Below are 14,080 nucleotides of genomic sequence, written 5' to 3'. Positions count from 1 at the left end.
TCGATGGAAGTGAAACTATTTCATACAAATGACATTCATAGTCATCTATACAACTACTTGAAAATAAAAGATTTTCTGCACAACAAAAAACGTCAGCATAAGCATAATATGGTGTATGTCGACCTTGGAGATCACGTCGATCGATCGCATCCCTATACCGAAGCGACGCTCGGCAAAGGCAATATCGATATTCTGAATGATGCCGGATGCGAAGTGGCGACCATCGGCAATAACGAAGGCATCACACTGCAGAAGGAGGATCTCAAATCCCTGTACGACAATGCGGATTTCGACGTCATCTGCGCCAACCTGCGTGAGGTCGGCAGTGAGTCTCCATACTTCAGACCGTACGTCATCAAGGAGATCAATGGCATCAAGTTCGGCTTCATCGCTGCCACCGTCGAGTTCACCCCATTCTATAAGGCACTCGGATGGGAAGTATCGGAGAGCTTCGACTGGATCCTCGAGGCGATTCGTGAAATCAATACTGAAGTCGACTGCATTGTCATGATGAGCCATCTTGGCAGATATGACGACGAGTCCCTTGCGATGATGTTCCCGGAAATCGATGTCATACTGAGCTCCCATACACATCACTACTTCGAAGAAGGCGAGTGGATCGGCGATACGCTGCTCGCCGCTGCCGGACGCTACGGTGACTACGTGGGTGAAGTGACACTCGAATTTGACGAGAAGACGCTTGTCGGCAAGCGTGCACGTCTCTATGATACGGATCTGCTTACGAGCAGCGATGACCACTACTATGAGATGGGGCGTGATATGCTCTCCACTGTGATCAAGGATTCGGCGGCGCCGATCGAGCGCAGGCTCTATTCGACGAGCAGTTTCATCACATCACTCGCCCGTATGGTCCGCCTGTTTACGGACAGCGATGCCAGCCTGATCCATACAGGTCTCATCGTAAAACCGTTTGAAGGTGGCATGCTGACGGACTATGATCTGCACAAGGTCCTGCCCCATGCGATCAATACAGTGCAGATCGAGCTGACAGGACGGGAGCTGAAGGAGATATTCAGCCAGGCCTCAAAGCACGAATTCAAGGATGAGATCATACGGGGCCTCGGTTTCAGAGGTGACATATTCGGCTGCTTCGTCGCCGAGAATATCGGCTACGTCCAGTCCGAACGTGAATACTACATCAACGGCGAAGTGATCGAGGACCGCAGGCACTATACACTCGGCACTCTGGACATGTATACATTCGGCAGGATCTTCCCGCAGTTCCGATACTCGAGAAAAGTATACAAGATGCCTGAATTCCTGAGGGATATCGTCAAGATCTACAGCTCGGAACTGTAGTTGAAAAACAGACAATATATGATATAATATTCTATAACAATTGAAGAACGAAAAGTAGAGGTCGCAACGGCTAGGAGTACGTGAGGGAGCAGGCATGCTTTGAACTCATGGAAAGGAGCAGTTGCCGAAGGATGCGCCCGGCGGGGTGATGTTCTGGGGTCAGGTCGAACAGGTCTGGCACTGTCATTGCGATGATGCGCTACAACCTGGTGAGAGACGTCACGGTGGCTGATTCTGTAATGCTGCTGTGACGTCTTTTTTGTAGTCCAAATAAACTTCAGGAGGATATATATGGAAAGTATACTCAACTGGGAGTACATCTCCCTCATCCCGCCATTACTGACACTGGTTCTCGTCGTATTGACCCGCAAGGTGGGCATCAGCCTTGGTGTCGGCATCATCACTTCGGCGTTTGTCGTTGCCGGTGCAGGCATCGTTGAAACACTCCGGATAATCTGGAACAGCTTTGCCATGATTTTTGTCGATGGCGGCACCATCAACACGTGGAACGCCTTCATCCTCATCTTTCTCAGTCTGCTCGGCATCATGACGGCTTTCATCAACATGTCGGGTGGCGCAAAGGCGTTCACTGCATGGGCCCTGACAAAAGTGAAGTCCCGCAGGGGAGCGAACTTCGCAACAGCACTGCTCGGCATCATCGTATTCATCGATGATTATTTCAGTGCACTGATCGTCGGCCAGGTGGCAAAACCGCTTACCGATAAATACAACGTTTCAAGAGCAAAGCTCGCCTATCTGATCGATACGACGGCTTCACCAGTTTCCGTCATCGCACCCATATCAAGCTGGGGTGCCGGCATCATGGGACTTGTGGCACCGCTGCTTACAGCAGCCGGTCTTGTTGCCATTTCGCCATTCCAGGCGTTCGTCTACATGATTCCGATGAATTTCTATGTACTGACCGCCATCGCCATGATGTTCATCGTCATCGCTACCCGGTTCGATATCGGTCCGATGCGCAAGCATGAGACGCTGGCGCTCAATGAAGGCCGCGTCGTGGAGAATCCACGTGAAGTGCCCGGAGAAACGGATGAAGCGCTTCCCGTCCATCAGGATGGCTCGGCAAAAGCGCTGATCATTCCGATTCTCGGTCTGGCACTGACTGTCATTGTGGCGATGTTCATTACAGGTGCAATGACCGGCGGTTCTGTGGATATCTTCAGCATTTTCGAAAATACACTCGTAACACATTCGCTTGTCATCGGTGGTGTTGTCGGCCTGGTGCTCAGCCTGTTCTACTTCTTCAAGGATACGCGTCACAACAGCGACTTCGGCAAGAGTGAAATCTGGCTTGGCGTGAAGACCGGATTCATGGCGATGTTCCCGGCCATCCTCGTACTGACACTGGCATGGATGATCGGTGACCTGATCGGTCAGCTCGGTACAGGAGAACTGCTCGGTGCCATGGTCGAACAATCCAGCCTCCCGACAGGCGTCCTGCTTGCGGTTGTCTTCGCAGTGGCCTGTCTGATGGCATTGGCGACGGGTACGAGCTGGGGATCTTTCGGCATTCTGATCCCGATCACCGGTGAGATCATGATTTCACTCGGTGCAACGGACCTGCTGCTGCCAAGTATCGCAGCAGTACTGGCCGGAGCGGTATTCGGCGACCACTGCTCACCAATATCCGACTCCACGATCCTGTCCTCGACAGGTGCCGGGTGCAACCATATCGTCCACGTCATGACCCAGCTGCCGTACGCGGTCCTGTCTGCACTGATTGCGCTTGTCGGCTATCTGGTCCTCGGACTGACCTCAAGCCTGCTGCTATCGCTTGGTGCCCTGCTCGTGCTGATCATACTTGTTTTCGTTGTGGCAAAAGTCGTCTACACGCCGATTGCCAGAAGGAATACTCAATCATAATACTGATCATGGAACCTCCACTTTCGAGTGGAGGTTTTTCTATCATCCAACAATTTCAACAATTTCAATTTTTCCTACTTTATCTGTATAATTATGATAATATGAGTATGACATCTACATAAATAAGGGAGGCATTGCAACATGGCCACAAAAAATGAAGAAATTCTAAGAAAACCCGACTGGCTGAAGATCAAACTGAACACGAATAAGAACTATACCGGACTGAAGAAGATGATGCGGGAGAAGAACCTGCATACCGTATGTGAAGAAGCGAAATGTCCAAATATCCATGAGTGCTGGGGAGAGCGCCGCACTGCGACATTCATGATTCTTGGTGCGGTATGTACGCGTGCATGCAGGTTCTGCGCCGTGAAGACGGGCCTGCCGAACGAACTTGACTGGGATGAACCGAATCGTGTGGCGGAATCCGTCGAGCTGATGAATCTCAAGCACGTTGTCATTACTGCAGTGGCAAGGGATGACCTGAAGGATGGTGGGTCGGCTGTCTATGCAGAGACTGTCAGAAAAGTACGGGAGAAGAATCCGTTTACGACCATCGAAGTATTGCCATCCGATATGGGTGGCGAGTATGATAGTCTGAAGACGCTGATGGATGCCAAACCGGATATACTGAATCATAACATCGAGACGGTCGAGCGTCTGACGCCAAGAGTGCGTGCCAAGGCGAAGTATCACAGGACACTTGAGTTCCTGCAGCGTTCCAAGGAGATGTATCCTGAAATACCGACAAAATCGAGCCTGATGGTCGGTCTTGGGGAGACGGTGGAGGAGATCCACCAGACAATGGATGACCTTCGGGCGCATGATGTGGATATCATGACGATCGGACAGTATCTGCAGCCTTCGAGAAAACATCTCAAAGTGCAGAAATACTATACACCACTCGAGTTCGGCAAGCTCAGGAAAGTGGCCATGGAAAAAGGGTTCAAACACTGCCAGGCAGGGCCGATGGTGCGTTCAAGCTATCATGCGGATGAGCAGGTGAACGAAGCGGCCAAGGCCAGACAGGCGAAAGGCGATGAACTATTGAAAGGTGAGTAGAACTATGATTACGGTGGACCATATGAATTTCGAACTGGTCGAGAACTACCGGGATGCTTTTGATGAAACGCAGTTTGACAGCAAATACAGCGAAGTACTCAACAAATACGATTACATCGTCGGAGACATCGGCTACGAAAAGCTGAGGCTGACCGGCTTCTACCGCGACAATAAGAAGAAGGTCGAGCGGGACAAGAAGTATAGCGCCATCCAGGACTACCTCTACGAGTACTGCAATTTCGGATGCGCCTACTTTGTTTTGCGCAAAGTTTCCAAGACGGAATTGAAGGAGCGCGAAGAGGCGTCCGATAATACTGCTGATGCGCCTGTGGATGATGTGGAAAATGAAGCGCATGAAGAACAGGAAGATGCACAGACGAACAGCAGAACACTTGCGGCAAGAAAGCCAAGTGGATGAACAGCAGAAAAGCCTGCATTCCCTTCCCGGGAATGCAGGCTTGATTTATACGGTGCAGTCAGACGATGATTTCCGATAGGAACGCTTCCACTTCGGCTGCTTCCTCGTCACTGAGCCCGAGTATATGAGCGATATACCCTTCCTCCTCGAGGTCATCGGAACCGATGATTCCGAAACGGCTGCTCTGGGTGTTCAGCACCAGGCTCTTGCCGAAGTAGCGGTCGGTCTGGATGATTGCCAGATCATATCGGGCATGCTCTCCGACAAAGCTGACATAGCGCGTATTGGTATCTTCCGATTCATCATAAAGAAAGAAGTCGATCAAAGAGTTCCCCTCCAGTTCAAGTGTACTGGAATTATGCTATCATATTATTGTAATAGTTACAAAAGAACGATGATAGGGGTGGCGACGTATGTATTTCGTAGATAAGGACTTACTGATTGAACGTCTGGATTATATAGAACGTCTTACGGGGACGTTTGAAGAAAGGGAAGATCTTGCGCTTGAGCGGTCCTGCCATATGCTCATTGAAGCGGTCGTTGATGTCGGCAATATGATAATAGATGCTTTCATACTGCGTGATCCGGGCAGCTATCAGGATGTCATGGACATCATGGAGAATGAAGGGGTGATTCCCTCCGAAGACAACCGCCGTTTCCAGAAAACATTCAGATGGCGCAGCGAACTGACGCGCAACTATACACGGCTTGATCATGAAGAGATGAAGGCCGACTTCAAGGAACATCTTTCGGCCTATCGAAACTACAGGAAAAATGTCTTTGATTTCTTTGAGAATGAAGGGCAGGCAATTACAGCGTTCAGAGGTGACCAGCATGAAGTATGAAGGCTATCTGATCGACCTTGACGGCACGATGTATAACGGAAATACGGTCGTCGACGGTGCCATCGACTTCATAGACAGGTTGAACCAGGCAGATATCCCCTATGTTTTTCTGACGAACAATGCGACCAAAACGCAGGCAGAGGCAGCGCAGAAGCTGATCGACATGGGTTTTGATATCCATCCGGAAACACTGTATACATCCGCCATGGCAACAGCTGCCTATCTGGAAGTGGAGGCACCGGGCGCATCGGTCCATGTGATCGGCACGGACGGTCTGCGGTCGACGCTGGAAGCAGCGGGATGTGTCATTACAGATGACAGTCCGGACTTTGTAGTAATGGGGCTCGACAGGGAGATCACCTACGATAAGCTGGCGCTTGGCGCCCGTCTGATTTCAGCCGGCGCAGGGTTCATATCAACCAACCCCGACAGAAAGTTTCCAAGTGATGAAGGGCTGCTGCCCGGAAATGGCGCGCTCGTCTCTGTACTCGCAAGTACAACAGATGTGGAACCGATTGTCATCGGCAAGCCGAAAGGGATCATCCTGGAAGCCGCAATCAAGGCACTCGGGCTGCCGAAGGATAATGTCCTGCTTGTTGGGGACAACTACGACACCGATATACTGACCGGACTCGATAACGGAGTGGATACACTCCACGTCAACACCGGCGTCACACATGCAGAAATAGTGAAGGAAAAGGCGATGCAGCCTGCACATATGATCAACCAACTGAGTGAATGGAGCGTGGAATAGATGAAGAAGATCGTAATCACCAGAAAGATCAATCCGACGATGATCCAGAAGCTTGAAAAGGACTTTCGAGTCGTTCTATGGGATGAAGCGGAAAAGCCGATGCCGCGTGACCGCTTCCTTGAAGAGACAGCGGATGCCCATGGTGTGCTGACAATGCTCAGCGATAAAGTCGATGAAGAGATGCTGTCGAATGCTCGAAACCTCAAAGTGGTGGCCAATCTTGCGGTCGGCTATGACAACATCGATCTTGAGTCGGCGAAGCAGCACAACGTCATCATTACAAATACGCCGGACGTCCTGACAGAGACGACTGCGGAGCTTGCATTCACTCTGATGCTGACAGCAGCACGCCGGGTGCTTGAGGCGAACCGTCAGCTGATGGCAGGCGAATGGTCCGGATGGAGCCCGTATCATATGGCTGGCACCGACATATTCGGCAAAACGGTTGGCATTTTCGGCATGGGATCGATTGGTGCCGCGTTTGCCAGAAGGCTCAGCGGTTTCCGTACGAAAGTGCTCTATCACAACCGGAGCCAGTCCGAACTCGGTGAGACCCTCGGCGCAGAATATGTTTCGTTCGAAGATCTGCTGTCCGCTTCCGACTTCGTCCTGTGTGCGGCACCGCTGACAGATGAAACGAAGCACCGTTTTGATAAGGAAGCGTTCCAGCGCATGAAAGACAGTGCTTTCTTCATCAATATCGGCCGGGGTGCCCATGTTGTGGAGGCGGACCTCGCTCGTGCAGTGGAGACGGGTCAGATCAGAGGGGCTGCCCTTGATGTATTTGAAAATGAACCGATCGGCAAGGATCATCCATTCGTCAATATGGATAACATGACACTGCTGCCGCATATCGGCAGTGCATCGGTGGACACAAGAAACAATATGATGAACCTGTGCGTCAATAATATTATGGAAGTACTGAACGGCGGCAATCCGATTACGCCTGTCAAATAGCTTCACGCCCCCAGAGGGGGCTTTATTTTCAAAAACATTGTTAACCATATATAAATTATGGTTAACAAATAATGATGTTAGTGGTATGATGGTACTCTAATCAGAAAAGAGGGGGATTTCATGTCAACAAAACATCTGGTCTACGTTGCGCTGTTTGCAGCGCTGATTGCAGTCGGTGCACAGATCCGTCTGCCCATCGGCCCGGTACCGGTCACATTCCAGGTACCGATGGCACTGCTTGCCGGTCTGCTGCTCGGACCGAAGCTTGGTGCATTGAGCGCCACGGTCTATATGCTGATGGGGCTTGTCGGCCTGCCGGTCTTTGCCGGAGGTGGCGGCATTGCAACCGTAGTCTCTCCGACATTCGGTTTCATCGTCGGTCTGATACCGGCTGCCTTCTGCGCCGGGCTTGGTACTGCCTACAGAACGCCGCTTGCCGGTACAGTGAGCTTCACACTGCTCGCCCTGTTCTTTGTCTTTCTGTTCGGCTTCCTGTACTTCATTTTCATCATGAATACTGTCATCGGCACGCCGATGAGCGCGATTGAAGCACTTAAAGTGGCTGTGCTGCCATTCATCGTGAAGGATGTCATAGTCGCCGTGCTCACCAGCCTGTTTGCACGGACGCTCCATGCACGGGGGCTTGATCTCGCAAGCAGCTGAGTGAACAAAAAAGCCACTGGATACTCTCCAGTGGCAAGGCTCATGCCTGCTCCGCCATCGATTTCTGGATCGGCTTCAGCTGCACATGGCCGTCCTGGACGATTTCATCATTGATGGTGACGAGTGGATAGAACAGCTCATCCTCATTGATGCGTTCGATGATGCTTTCGTCAAAGTCGGAAAGATTATCATTCCGGTCGATATCGATATAGTTGAAATTCAGATCGTCTTCCGGATACTTTCGACTGAGGACCGCTTCAAGCCATTCGTATGTGTCCTTTGACCCAGGCGCATTGACACAGCTGGCGCAGATGACATCACGTCCATAGACGTTGATCACGTACTTCATAGGATAACATCCGCCTTTCAGATGATGGATTTTTCTTTCCATATCCATTATAATATACATATAATCATTTGCGTATGAAAGAATAAGGAGTGAATTTCATGACTACTAGCCAGGATACAATGTTTGAACAAGTCGATGAAGTACTTGATAAATTGCGCCCGTTCCTACTTAGAGATGGCGGAGACTGTGAACTTGTGGATGTAGAGGATGGTATTGTCAAGCTGCGCCTTCTCGGTGCCTGCGGCACGTGCCCAAGCTCCACCATTACGCTTAAAGCCGGCATTGAACGTGCACTGCTTGAAGAAGTTCCAGGTTTTGTGGAAGTGGAACAGGTATTCTAAGCCATATACATCAACAGCCCCCGCAATCTGCGGGGGCTGTTCTTTAGTTGCCGAGCTTGTACATCCACAGGACGCCGCTTTTCAGCATGCGTGCAATACGACCTGTTACGGTCCGCTCCTTGAGGTAGGCGAACCCTTCCTTCGAGCCAAGTGAACCGAGAATGCCCTGCATCTTTATTTCAGGCATTTCGGATGGAAGTGGCCGTTCTTTTATAAGCGTATCGATGACTTCTGCGATCTGCTCCGCCTGTCCTTCTGCCACCTGGGCGGAAGGCGCGTGCTCGAGTGCAGCGGAATCACCGACGACGTAGGCATTTTCAAATCCTGGTATCTGATGGTACTGGTTGAGGACAACACGCCCACCAGCTCCGAATTCAACCGGCATCTCGCGAACTGCTTCAGCCGGCTGGACGCCTGCCGTCCAGATGATCATATCGAGATCCTGTGAGTCATTGTTATTGTAGACCTTGTCTGCTTCAACCTTGACGATGTTGGAATTCGGAATGACTTCGACATCATTTTCATCGAACCATCTTTTGACGTAGGCGCTGAGGCGTGCCGGATACATCGGCAGAATGCGGTCGCCACGGTCGAACAGCTTGATGATGAGGTCACCGCGGGCTTCCCGCAGTTCACTGGCCACTTCGATGCCACTGAGTCCGGCACCGATGATGCCGACTTTGGCACCTGGGCTCAATGAACCGATTTTTTCGTAGGTGGCGCGGGATTGTCTTAACGTCTGGATGCTGTAGGTATGTTCGCTGGCACCTGGTACATCATGATACTTGTCTTCGCATCCGAGACCGATGACGAGTGTATCATAGCCCAGTGTCTGGTTTTCAAGGATGACCTGGTTCCCCTCGAGGTCGATGCTGGTAATGGTATCATATATCACATTGACCTTGTCATCATCAGGAAAGTCCACCCGGACCGTCTTTTCGCTTTTGGTTCCAGCAGCAAGCGCATAGTATTCTGTCTTCAACCCATGGAAAGGGTTCTTGTCAACGAGCGTAATAGTATAGTCGGATGGTAATTTGGGCAGAATGCGCTGAATAAAGCGCATGTTTCCATATCCCCCTCCGAGACATACAATAGTTTTCATAGTCAGTACCGCCTTGTTTAGAAATTCTATTACTTTCATTATAATGTTTAACAGGATAAACTACAATGAAAGTAGGTAATAATACAGAGAAAGAGGGAGTGCGATGTTTACCCTTGTGGAGTTCTGTTCATCGAATATGCTTAAGGGGACTGAAGAAGTGTACCGCACTTTGGACGAAGATCCCGGAATCGATGTGCTGGACTACGGATGCCTGAATAACTGCGGCCTGTGCAGCAAGGCATTTTTTGTCCTTGTGGATGGGCAGATCGTCAGTGCAATGACACCCGAGAAACTGCTTGAGAAGATCTACAAAAGAATAGACAGGAACGAGAGAGAGCTTGAGGACTGGACCGATGATTTGAACTAGTCCGGCAATTGCTTTATAATTGATATAATCAAAAGGTAATAAGAGGTGATGAAATGTCTCATATAACTTTGACTGAAAGCGCCGCATACGAAGTACGTGATATGCTGGAAGGCAATGACATGGCAGATGGCTATCTCAGATTCAAGATCCAGGGTGGTGGCTGTACAGGTCTGACATACGGCATGGCAGCAGAAATGGACAAGGCCGAAAACGACGAAGTATACGAGTTCCATGGTGTCAAAGTACTGGTGGACAAGTATGACATTCCCGTCATCGACGGAACTGTTATAGATTTCAAGCAGTCGCTGATGGGTGGCGGCTTTACAATAGAAAATCCGAACGCGACACTCTCCTGTGGCTGTGGCTCCTCATTCAGAACGGAGTCAAACGCTGGAACTCCCCAGCCGGATTGCTGATAATTTAGCAAACCGCTTGATATATGTGAAGAAAATCGCTAATATTATAAGAGAATAATATTAGCGATTTCATTATGTCTAAATTTATGTGGATTTCAAATATCGGAGAGAAAAGGTGACTGAATAATGAGCTTTGAGAGAAAGAAAATTCTGGTGCTGGGTGCAGGTTATGCCGGGCTGCAGACTGTGACCAAACTTCAAAAACTGCTATCTCATCAAGATGCCGACATTACATTGATAAATAAGGATGAATACCACTACGAGGCGACTTGGCTGCATGAAACAGCTGCAGGTACCATCGATTGGGAAGAGGGTGTCTACCCGATAAATAAAGTCATCGACACCCAGAAGGTCGTCTTTGTACCAGCTGAAGTAACAGCAATCAACAAGGACGAGCAGCAGGTGGAAACGACACAGGGCACATTCGACTATGACATTCTTGTCGTTGCACTCGGTTTCGAAAGTGAAACTTTCGGCATCGAGGGCATGGCGGAGCATGCACACTCTCTCGTCAACCCGCAGACTGCACTTGCTGCACGCCAGGAAATCGAACGCAATTTTGCCAAATACAAGCAGTCCAATGATGACAAGGATATTTCGATTCTTGTCGGTGGTGCCGGCTTTACAGGCATCGAATTCCTCGGTGAACTGGTGGAAAGCATTCCTGAACTATGTCAACGCCATGGCATCGACTACAGCAAAGTGAATATCACCTGTGTCGAAGCAGCGCCGAAAATGCTGCCGATGTTCCCTGAAAACCTCGTGGACTATGCCATGGACTACCTCAAGGACCGTGGTGTCAACTTCATGGTCGGCACACCGATTGTTGCTGCTAATGAAAATGGCTTTGTCGTTGAAGTGGATGGCGAAAAGCAGCAGCTCGAAGCGAGCAGCATCGTATGGACAGCAGGTGTACGCGGCAACAGCCTGATGGACGAGTCATTCGACGGGGTCAAACGTGGACGCATCATGGTAAATGCGGAACTGCTTGTTGAAGGCTACGACAACATCTACGCGATTGGCGATGTGGCAGCAGTCATGAACAACGAGGCATCCCGTCCATGGCCGACAACTGCCCAGATTGCAATGCAGCTTGCCGAGCATACAGCGAAGAACATCCAGCTGTCATTGAAAGGTGAAAAGCTTGAGCCGTTCTCCTATAATGACCGCGGTACAGTCTGCTCACTTGGTTCGAAAGATGGCATCGGTCTTGTAATGGGTCGTGAAATCAAAGGCCGCAAAGCTGCGTTCATGAAGCGCGTCATCGATTCAAGAGCGATATTCAAAATCGGCGGACCGATGCTTGCCGTTTCAAAAGGCAAGATGCTCTGATAAATCGATAGTACAGGCATGGGTATTGATTCAATGCCCATGTCTTTTTTTCATGTGGAGGTTAATAGAAAATGTCAATTATACAACTCGCAATATCCATGTTGCTTTTCTTCGTCCTATTCTATGGCATCAGCTTCATTCTGAATATGATACTGAAAATGACATGGCTGATGGTGGGCGTCTATCCATTCATCGTTCTGCTCATCGTTGATGGCATATCATCAGCAGAATATTTTACAAATACATCCGAGGCTTTCGGTACTCTGGGAGAAAGGCTTGTCAATCTGCACATTGCCGACATTCTTATGCTCGGCAGTGGTTTTATCGGAACGATACTGGCAGGCATGACAATCCGATACTTGCGCAAAGCCGGATACCAGATGTTCTAGGAGGATAAATGATGCAATTTCAATTCCGTGACAAGTATGTCGCAACAGAAGAACCAATCATAATCGGGCTGCCTCATGAGCCCGCGCAGATGGACAACTACGAAGAGGTCGATACACTGCTCAACGGCCAGCTCGACGCTATCATCAAGGAAGATGTGCTGTCGACCGAATTCGGCGTCGTAACGACTACCGGAGCAATCATCCAGCGCGACTATCGTAAAGTCATTGCTGTCGGTCTTGGTGACGCCCGAGCCCTTGATCGGGTCAAACTGTCGGAAGCACTTGGCGTCATGTTCCAGTTCCTCAAACAGACGGACACGGTCAAAGGGCAGATACTGCTCGATACGTTCCCCGTCGATTCGCATATGGCCGCTGAACTGGTTGCCATCATGGCTGAGATCAGCGTATATGAATTCAATTCGTATAAGGTGGACCAGGCACCGCTGTTCAGTGAAACAGCAGCTTTTTCAATAACGAGCAGTGTTGATATCAAAGAGACGGTATCCCATTATGGAAAACTTGGTGAAGGCATCATCATGGCCAGAAATTTCAGCGAGACACCGCCTAATCTGATGACGCCCGAAGTCATGGCAGACAAGATTGCAGAAATCTTCGAGTCCCATCCCTACGTGACCGGAGAAGTCAAAGACGCGGCGACACTTGAAGCGGAAGGCTATGGTCTGATCACCGCAGTCGGCAAAGCGTCATATGCCAAACCGCGCCTCGTTACAATCGAATACCGTCATCCGGCCGCAAAGGGCTACAAGCCTGTAGCGCTTGTCGGGAAAGGCGTCACTTACGATACAGGCGGCTATTCGATCAAATCAAAGACCGGCATGCCTGAAATGAAATATGATATGAGCGGTGCCGCCAACGTCATCGGCATGGTCCACGCGGCTTCGAACATGTCCTTGCCTGTACATATCATCGGTGTGGTTGCACTTGCCGAGAACATGATCGATGGCAATGCCATGCGACCGGATGATGTCTATACATCCTACAGCGGCCAGTCGGTCGAGGTGAAGAATACGGATGCGGAAGGCCGCCTCGTACTTGGAGACGCCGTATTCCACGCATCGCAGTACTCACCGAGTCTGATCATGGATTTTGCTACACTGACAGGTGCTGTAGTGGCAGCACTTGGTGAGGAACGGACGGGTGTCTTTACGAATAAGGATGCCGCCTTCCTGAACCCATTGATCGAAATGACGGAACAGACCGGGGAAGCCGTATGGCAGCTGCCCATCTCGGAGATGGAAGAGAAGAATGTCCGCCAGTCTGCAGTCGCCGATCTGACGAACCATGTCGAGAAGCCCGGCCGTGCGTCCTTTGCCGCCTGCTTCATCAAGCAGTTTGCAAACGGCACGCCGTGGATCCATTTCGATATCGCCGGAACGGGAACCACCTCAAAAACAACACCTTCTGGACCAAAAGGTGCGACCGGTGTAATGATCCATACTATTGTAAAAATGTTCGAAACAGGTCATTTCCATGGATAGGACCGGTCTGATCGAACTTCTTGATATCGTCGCTGTAAATGAAGCTCCCGGTCTTATGGTCATGGAGATGCCGGTTTCAAAAAAAGTACTGCAGCCCTTCGGATATCTGCATGGTGGCGCCAATGTCGTCCTGGCCGAATCGGCCGCAAGCATGGGTGCAGCAGCACTCATCGAAGAAGATGAGATCACCTTCGGCATGGAGATCAATGCGAACCATATAAAAACGAAGCAGTCGGGTACATTGACTGCAACCGCAAGATGCCGTCATCAGGGCAGCAGCACACAGATATGGGAGATCGAAATTACGGATGAGGAAAAGAGCCTCGTCTGCCTTTCACGATGCACCATGGCAGTAAAAAAGAAGAGATGAAAAAAATGGATT

18 protein-coding genes and 1 riboswitch are annotated in these 14,080 nt (G+C 50.1%); of the genes, 15 read left to right on the top strand and 3 right to left on the bottom strand.

The annotated features are described in order from the left end of the window. Positions 1-3: 3 nt before the first annotated feature. The 4 genes from J4760_RS08750 to J4760_RS08735 all read left to right on the top strand — a co-directional run bounded on the left by J4760_RS08750 (position 4) and on the right by J4760_RS08735 (position 4,684). Positions 4-1,320 carry a bifunctional metallophosphatase/5'-nucleotidase gene (locus tag J4760_RS08750; RefSeq protein WP_145284047.1) on the top strand — a complete coding sequence of 439 codons (1,317 nt, stop codon included), beginning with the start codon at positions 4-6 and terminating at the stop codon, positions 1,318-1,320. Between the two features lie 47 nt (positions 1,321-1,367). Then, positions 1,368-1,530: riboswitch (Lysine riboswitch) on the top strand. An 81-nt stretch (positions 1,531-1,611) separates the two neighbouring features. Continuing rightward, positions 1,612-3,204: a Na+/H+ antiporter NhaC family protein gene (locus J4760_RS08745; protein WP_145284050.1), complete on the top strand. Its 1,593-nt coding sequence runs from the start codon at positions 1,612-1,614 to the stop codon at positions 3,202-3,204. 141 nt (positions 3,205-3,345) lie between these two features. After that, positions 3,346-4,266, top strand: a complete 921-nt coding sequence (lipA, locus tag J4760_RS08740) for a lipoyl synthase (protein WP_145284053.1) — start codon at positions 3,346-3,348, stop codon at positions 4,264-4,266. 4 nt (positions 4,267-4,270) lie between these two features. Continuing rightward, the gene (locus tag J4760_RS08735) at positions 4,271-4,684 is read left to right on the top strand and encodes a YutD family protein (protein ID WP_145287238.1); all 414 of its coding nucleotides are present in this window, start codon (positions 4,271-4,273) and stop codon (positions 4,682-4,684) included. A 58-nt stretch (positions 4,685-4,742) separates the two neighbouring features. On the opposite strand, the gene J4760_RS08730 is transcribed toward J4760_RS08735, so the two are convergent. Continuing rightward, positions 4,743-5,009, bottom strand: coding sequence for a DUF3055 domain-containing protein (locus J4760_RS08730; RefSeq protein WP_145284056.1), 267 nt, complete (start codon positions 5,007-5,009; stop codon positions 4,743-4,745). Positions 5,010-5,097: 88 nt separating this feature from the next. On the opposite strand from J4760_RS08730, the gene J4760_RS08725 reads away from it, so the two are divergent. The 4 genes from J4760_RS08725 (at position 5,098) to J4760_RS08710 (ending at position 7,903) form a co-directional block, all read left to right on the top strand. Continuing rightward, a complete protein-coding gene (locus tag J4760_RS08725) occupies positions 5,098-5,529 on the top strand; it encodes a DUF86 domain-containing protein (RefSeq protein ID WP_237605454.1) in 432 nt (143 codons plus the stop codon). Next, on the top strand, positions 5,519-6,283 hold the full coding sequence (locus tag J4760_RS08720; protein WP_237605453.1) for a TIGR01457 family HAD-type hydrolase: 765 nt from the start codon (positions 5,519-5,521) through the stop codon (positions 6,281-6,283). Before J4760_RS08725 ends, J4760_RS08720 begins: the two co-directional genes overlap by 11 nt. Continuing rightward, on the top strand, positions 6,284-7,240 hold the full coding sequence (locus J4760_RS08715) for a 2-hydroxyacid dehydrogenase (RefSeq protein ID WP_145284065.1): 957 nt from the start codon (positions 6,284-6,286) through the stop codon (positions 7,238-7,240). 120 nt (positions 7,241-7,360) lie between these two features. Next, positions 7,361-7,903 (top strand): biotin transporter BioY, encoded by a 543-nt coding sequence (locus J4760_RS08710; protein WP_145284068.1) that lies wholly within the window; start codon positions 7,361-7,363, stop codon positions 7,901-7,903. A 40-nt stretch (positions 7,904-7,943) separates the two neighbouring features. Here J4760_RS08710 and J4760_RS08705 read toward each other — a convergent pair whose 3' ends face one another. Then, on the bottom strand, positions 7,944-8,252 hold the full coding sequence (locus J4760_RS08705) for a YuzD family protein (RefSeq protein ID WP_145284071.1): 309 nt from the start codon (positions 8,250-8,252) through the stop codon (positions 7,944-7,946). 98 nt (positions 8,253-8,350) lie between these two features. Here J4760_RS08705 and J4760_RS08700 point away from each other — a divergent pair, with 98 nt between their 5' ends. After that, positions 8,351-8,593 carry a NifU family protein gene (locus J4760_RS08700; RefSeq protein WP_145284074.1) on the top strand — a complete coding sequence of 81 codons (243 nt, stop codon included), beginning with the start codon at positions 8,351-8,353 and terminating at the stop codon, positions 8,591-8,593. A 43-nt stretch (positions 8,594-8,636) separates the two neighbouring features. Here J4760_RS08700 and J4760_RS08695 read toward each other — a convergent pair whose 3' ends face one another. Then, on the bottom strand, positions 8,637-9,695 hold the full coding sequence (locus tag J4760_RS08695; protein WP_145284077.1) for an NAD(P)/FAD-dependent oxidoreductase: 1,059 nt from the start codon (positions 9,693-9,695) through the stop codon (positions 8,637-8,639). A 103-nt stretch (positions 9,696-9,798) separates the two neighbouring features. Here J4760_RS08695 and J4760_RS08690 point away from each other — a divergent pair, with 103 nt between their 5' ends. The 6 genes from J4760_RS08690 to J4760_RS08665 all read left to right on the top strand — a co-directional run bounded on the left by J4760_RS08690 (position 9,799) and on the right by J4760_RS08665 (position 14,068). Continuing rightward, positions 9,799-10,062: a DUF1450 domain-containing protein gene (locus J4760_RS08690; RefSeq protein WP_145284080.1), complete on the top strand. Its 264-nt coding sequence runs from the start codon at positions 9,799-9,801 to the stop codon at positions 10,060-10,062. A gap of 53 nt (positions 10,063-10,115) precedes the next feature. Next, positions 10,116-10,478, top strand: a complete 363-nt coding sequence (locus tag J4760_RS08685; protein ID WP_145284084.1) for a HesB/IscA family protein — start codon at positions 10,116-10,118, stop codon at positions 10,476-10,478. A 126-nt stretch (positions 10,479-10,604) separates the two neighbouring features. Next, the gene (locus tag J4760_RS08680) at positions 10,605-11,810 is read left to right on the top strand and encodes an NAD(P)/FAD-dependent oxidoreductase (protein ID WP_145284087.1); all 1,206 of its coding nucleotides are present in this window, start codon (positions 10,605-10,607) and stop codon (positions 11,808-11,810) included. Between the two features lie 71 nt (positions 11,811-11,881). Then, the gene (locus J4760_RS08675; RefSeq protein WP_186365431.1) at positions 11,882-12,199 is read left to right on the top strand and encodes a YuiB family protein; all 318 of its coding nucleotides are present in this window, start codon (positions 11,882-11,884) and stop codon (positions 12,197-12,199) included. 11 nt (positions 12,200-12,210) lie between these two features. Further along, a complete protein-coding gene (locus J4760_RS08670; RefSeq protein WP_237605452.1) occupies positions 12,211-13,698 on the top strand; it encodes a leucyl aminopeptidase family protein in 1,488 nt (495 codons plus the stop codon). Then, positions 13,691-14,068 (top strand): PaaI family thioesterase, encoded by a 378-nt coding sequence (locus J4760_RS08665; RefSeq protein WP_255695376.1) that lies wholly within the window; start codon positions 13,691-13,693, stop codon positions 14,066-14,068. Before J4760_RS08670 ends, J4760_RS08665 begins: the two co-directional genes overlap by 8 nt. The last annotated feature ends 12 nt before the right edge of the window (positions 14,069-14,080 follow it).

The sequence above is a fragment of the Salinicoccus sp. ID82-1 genome, assembly GCF_021991715.1.
GTDB lineage: Bacteria > Bacillota > Bacilli > Staphylococcales > Salinicoccaceae > Salinicoccus > Salinicoccus cyprini.
Note: the sequence above shows the minus strand (reverse complement) of the source record. Positions and strands in the feature narration are given on the sequence as shown.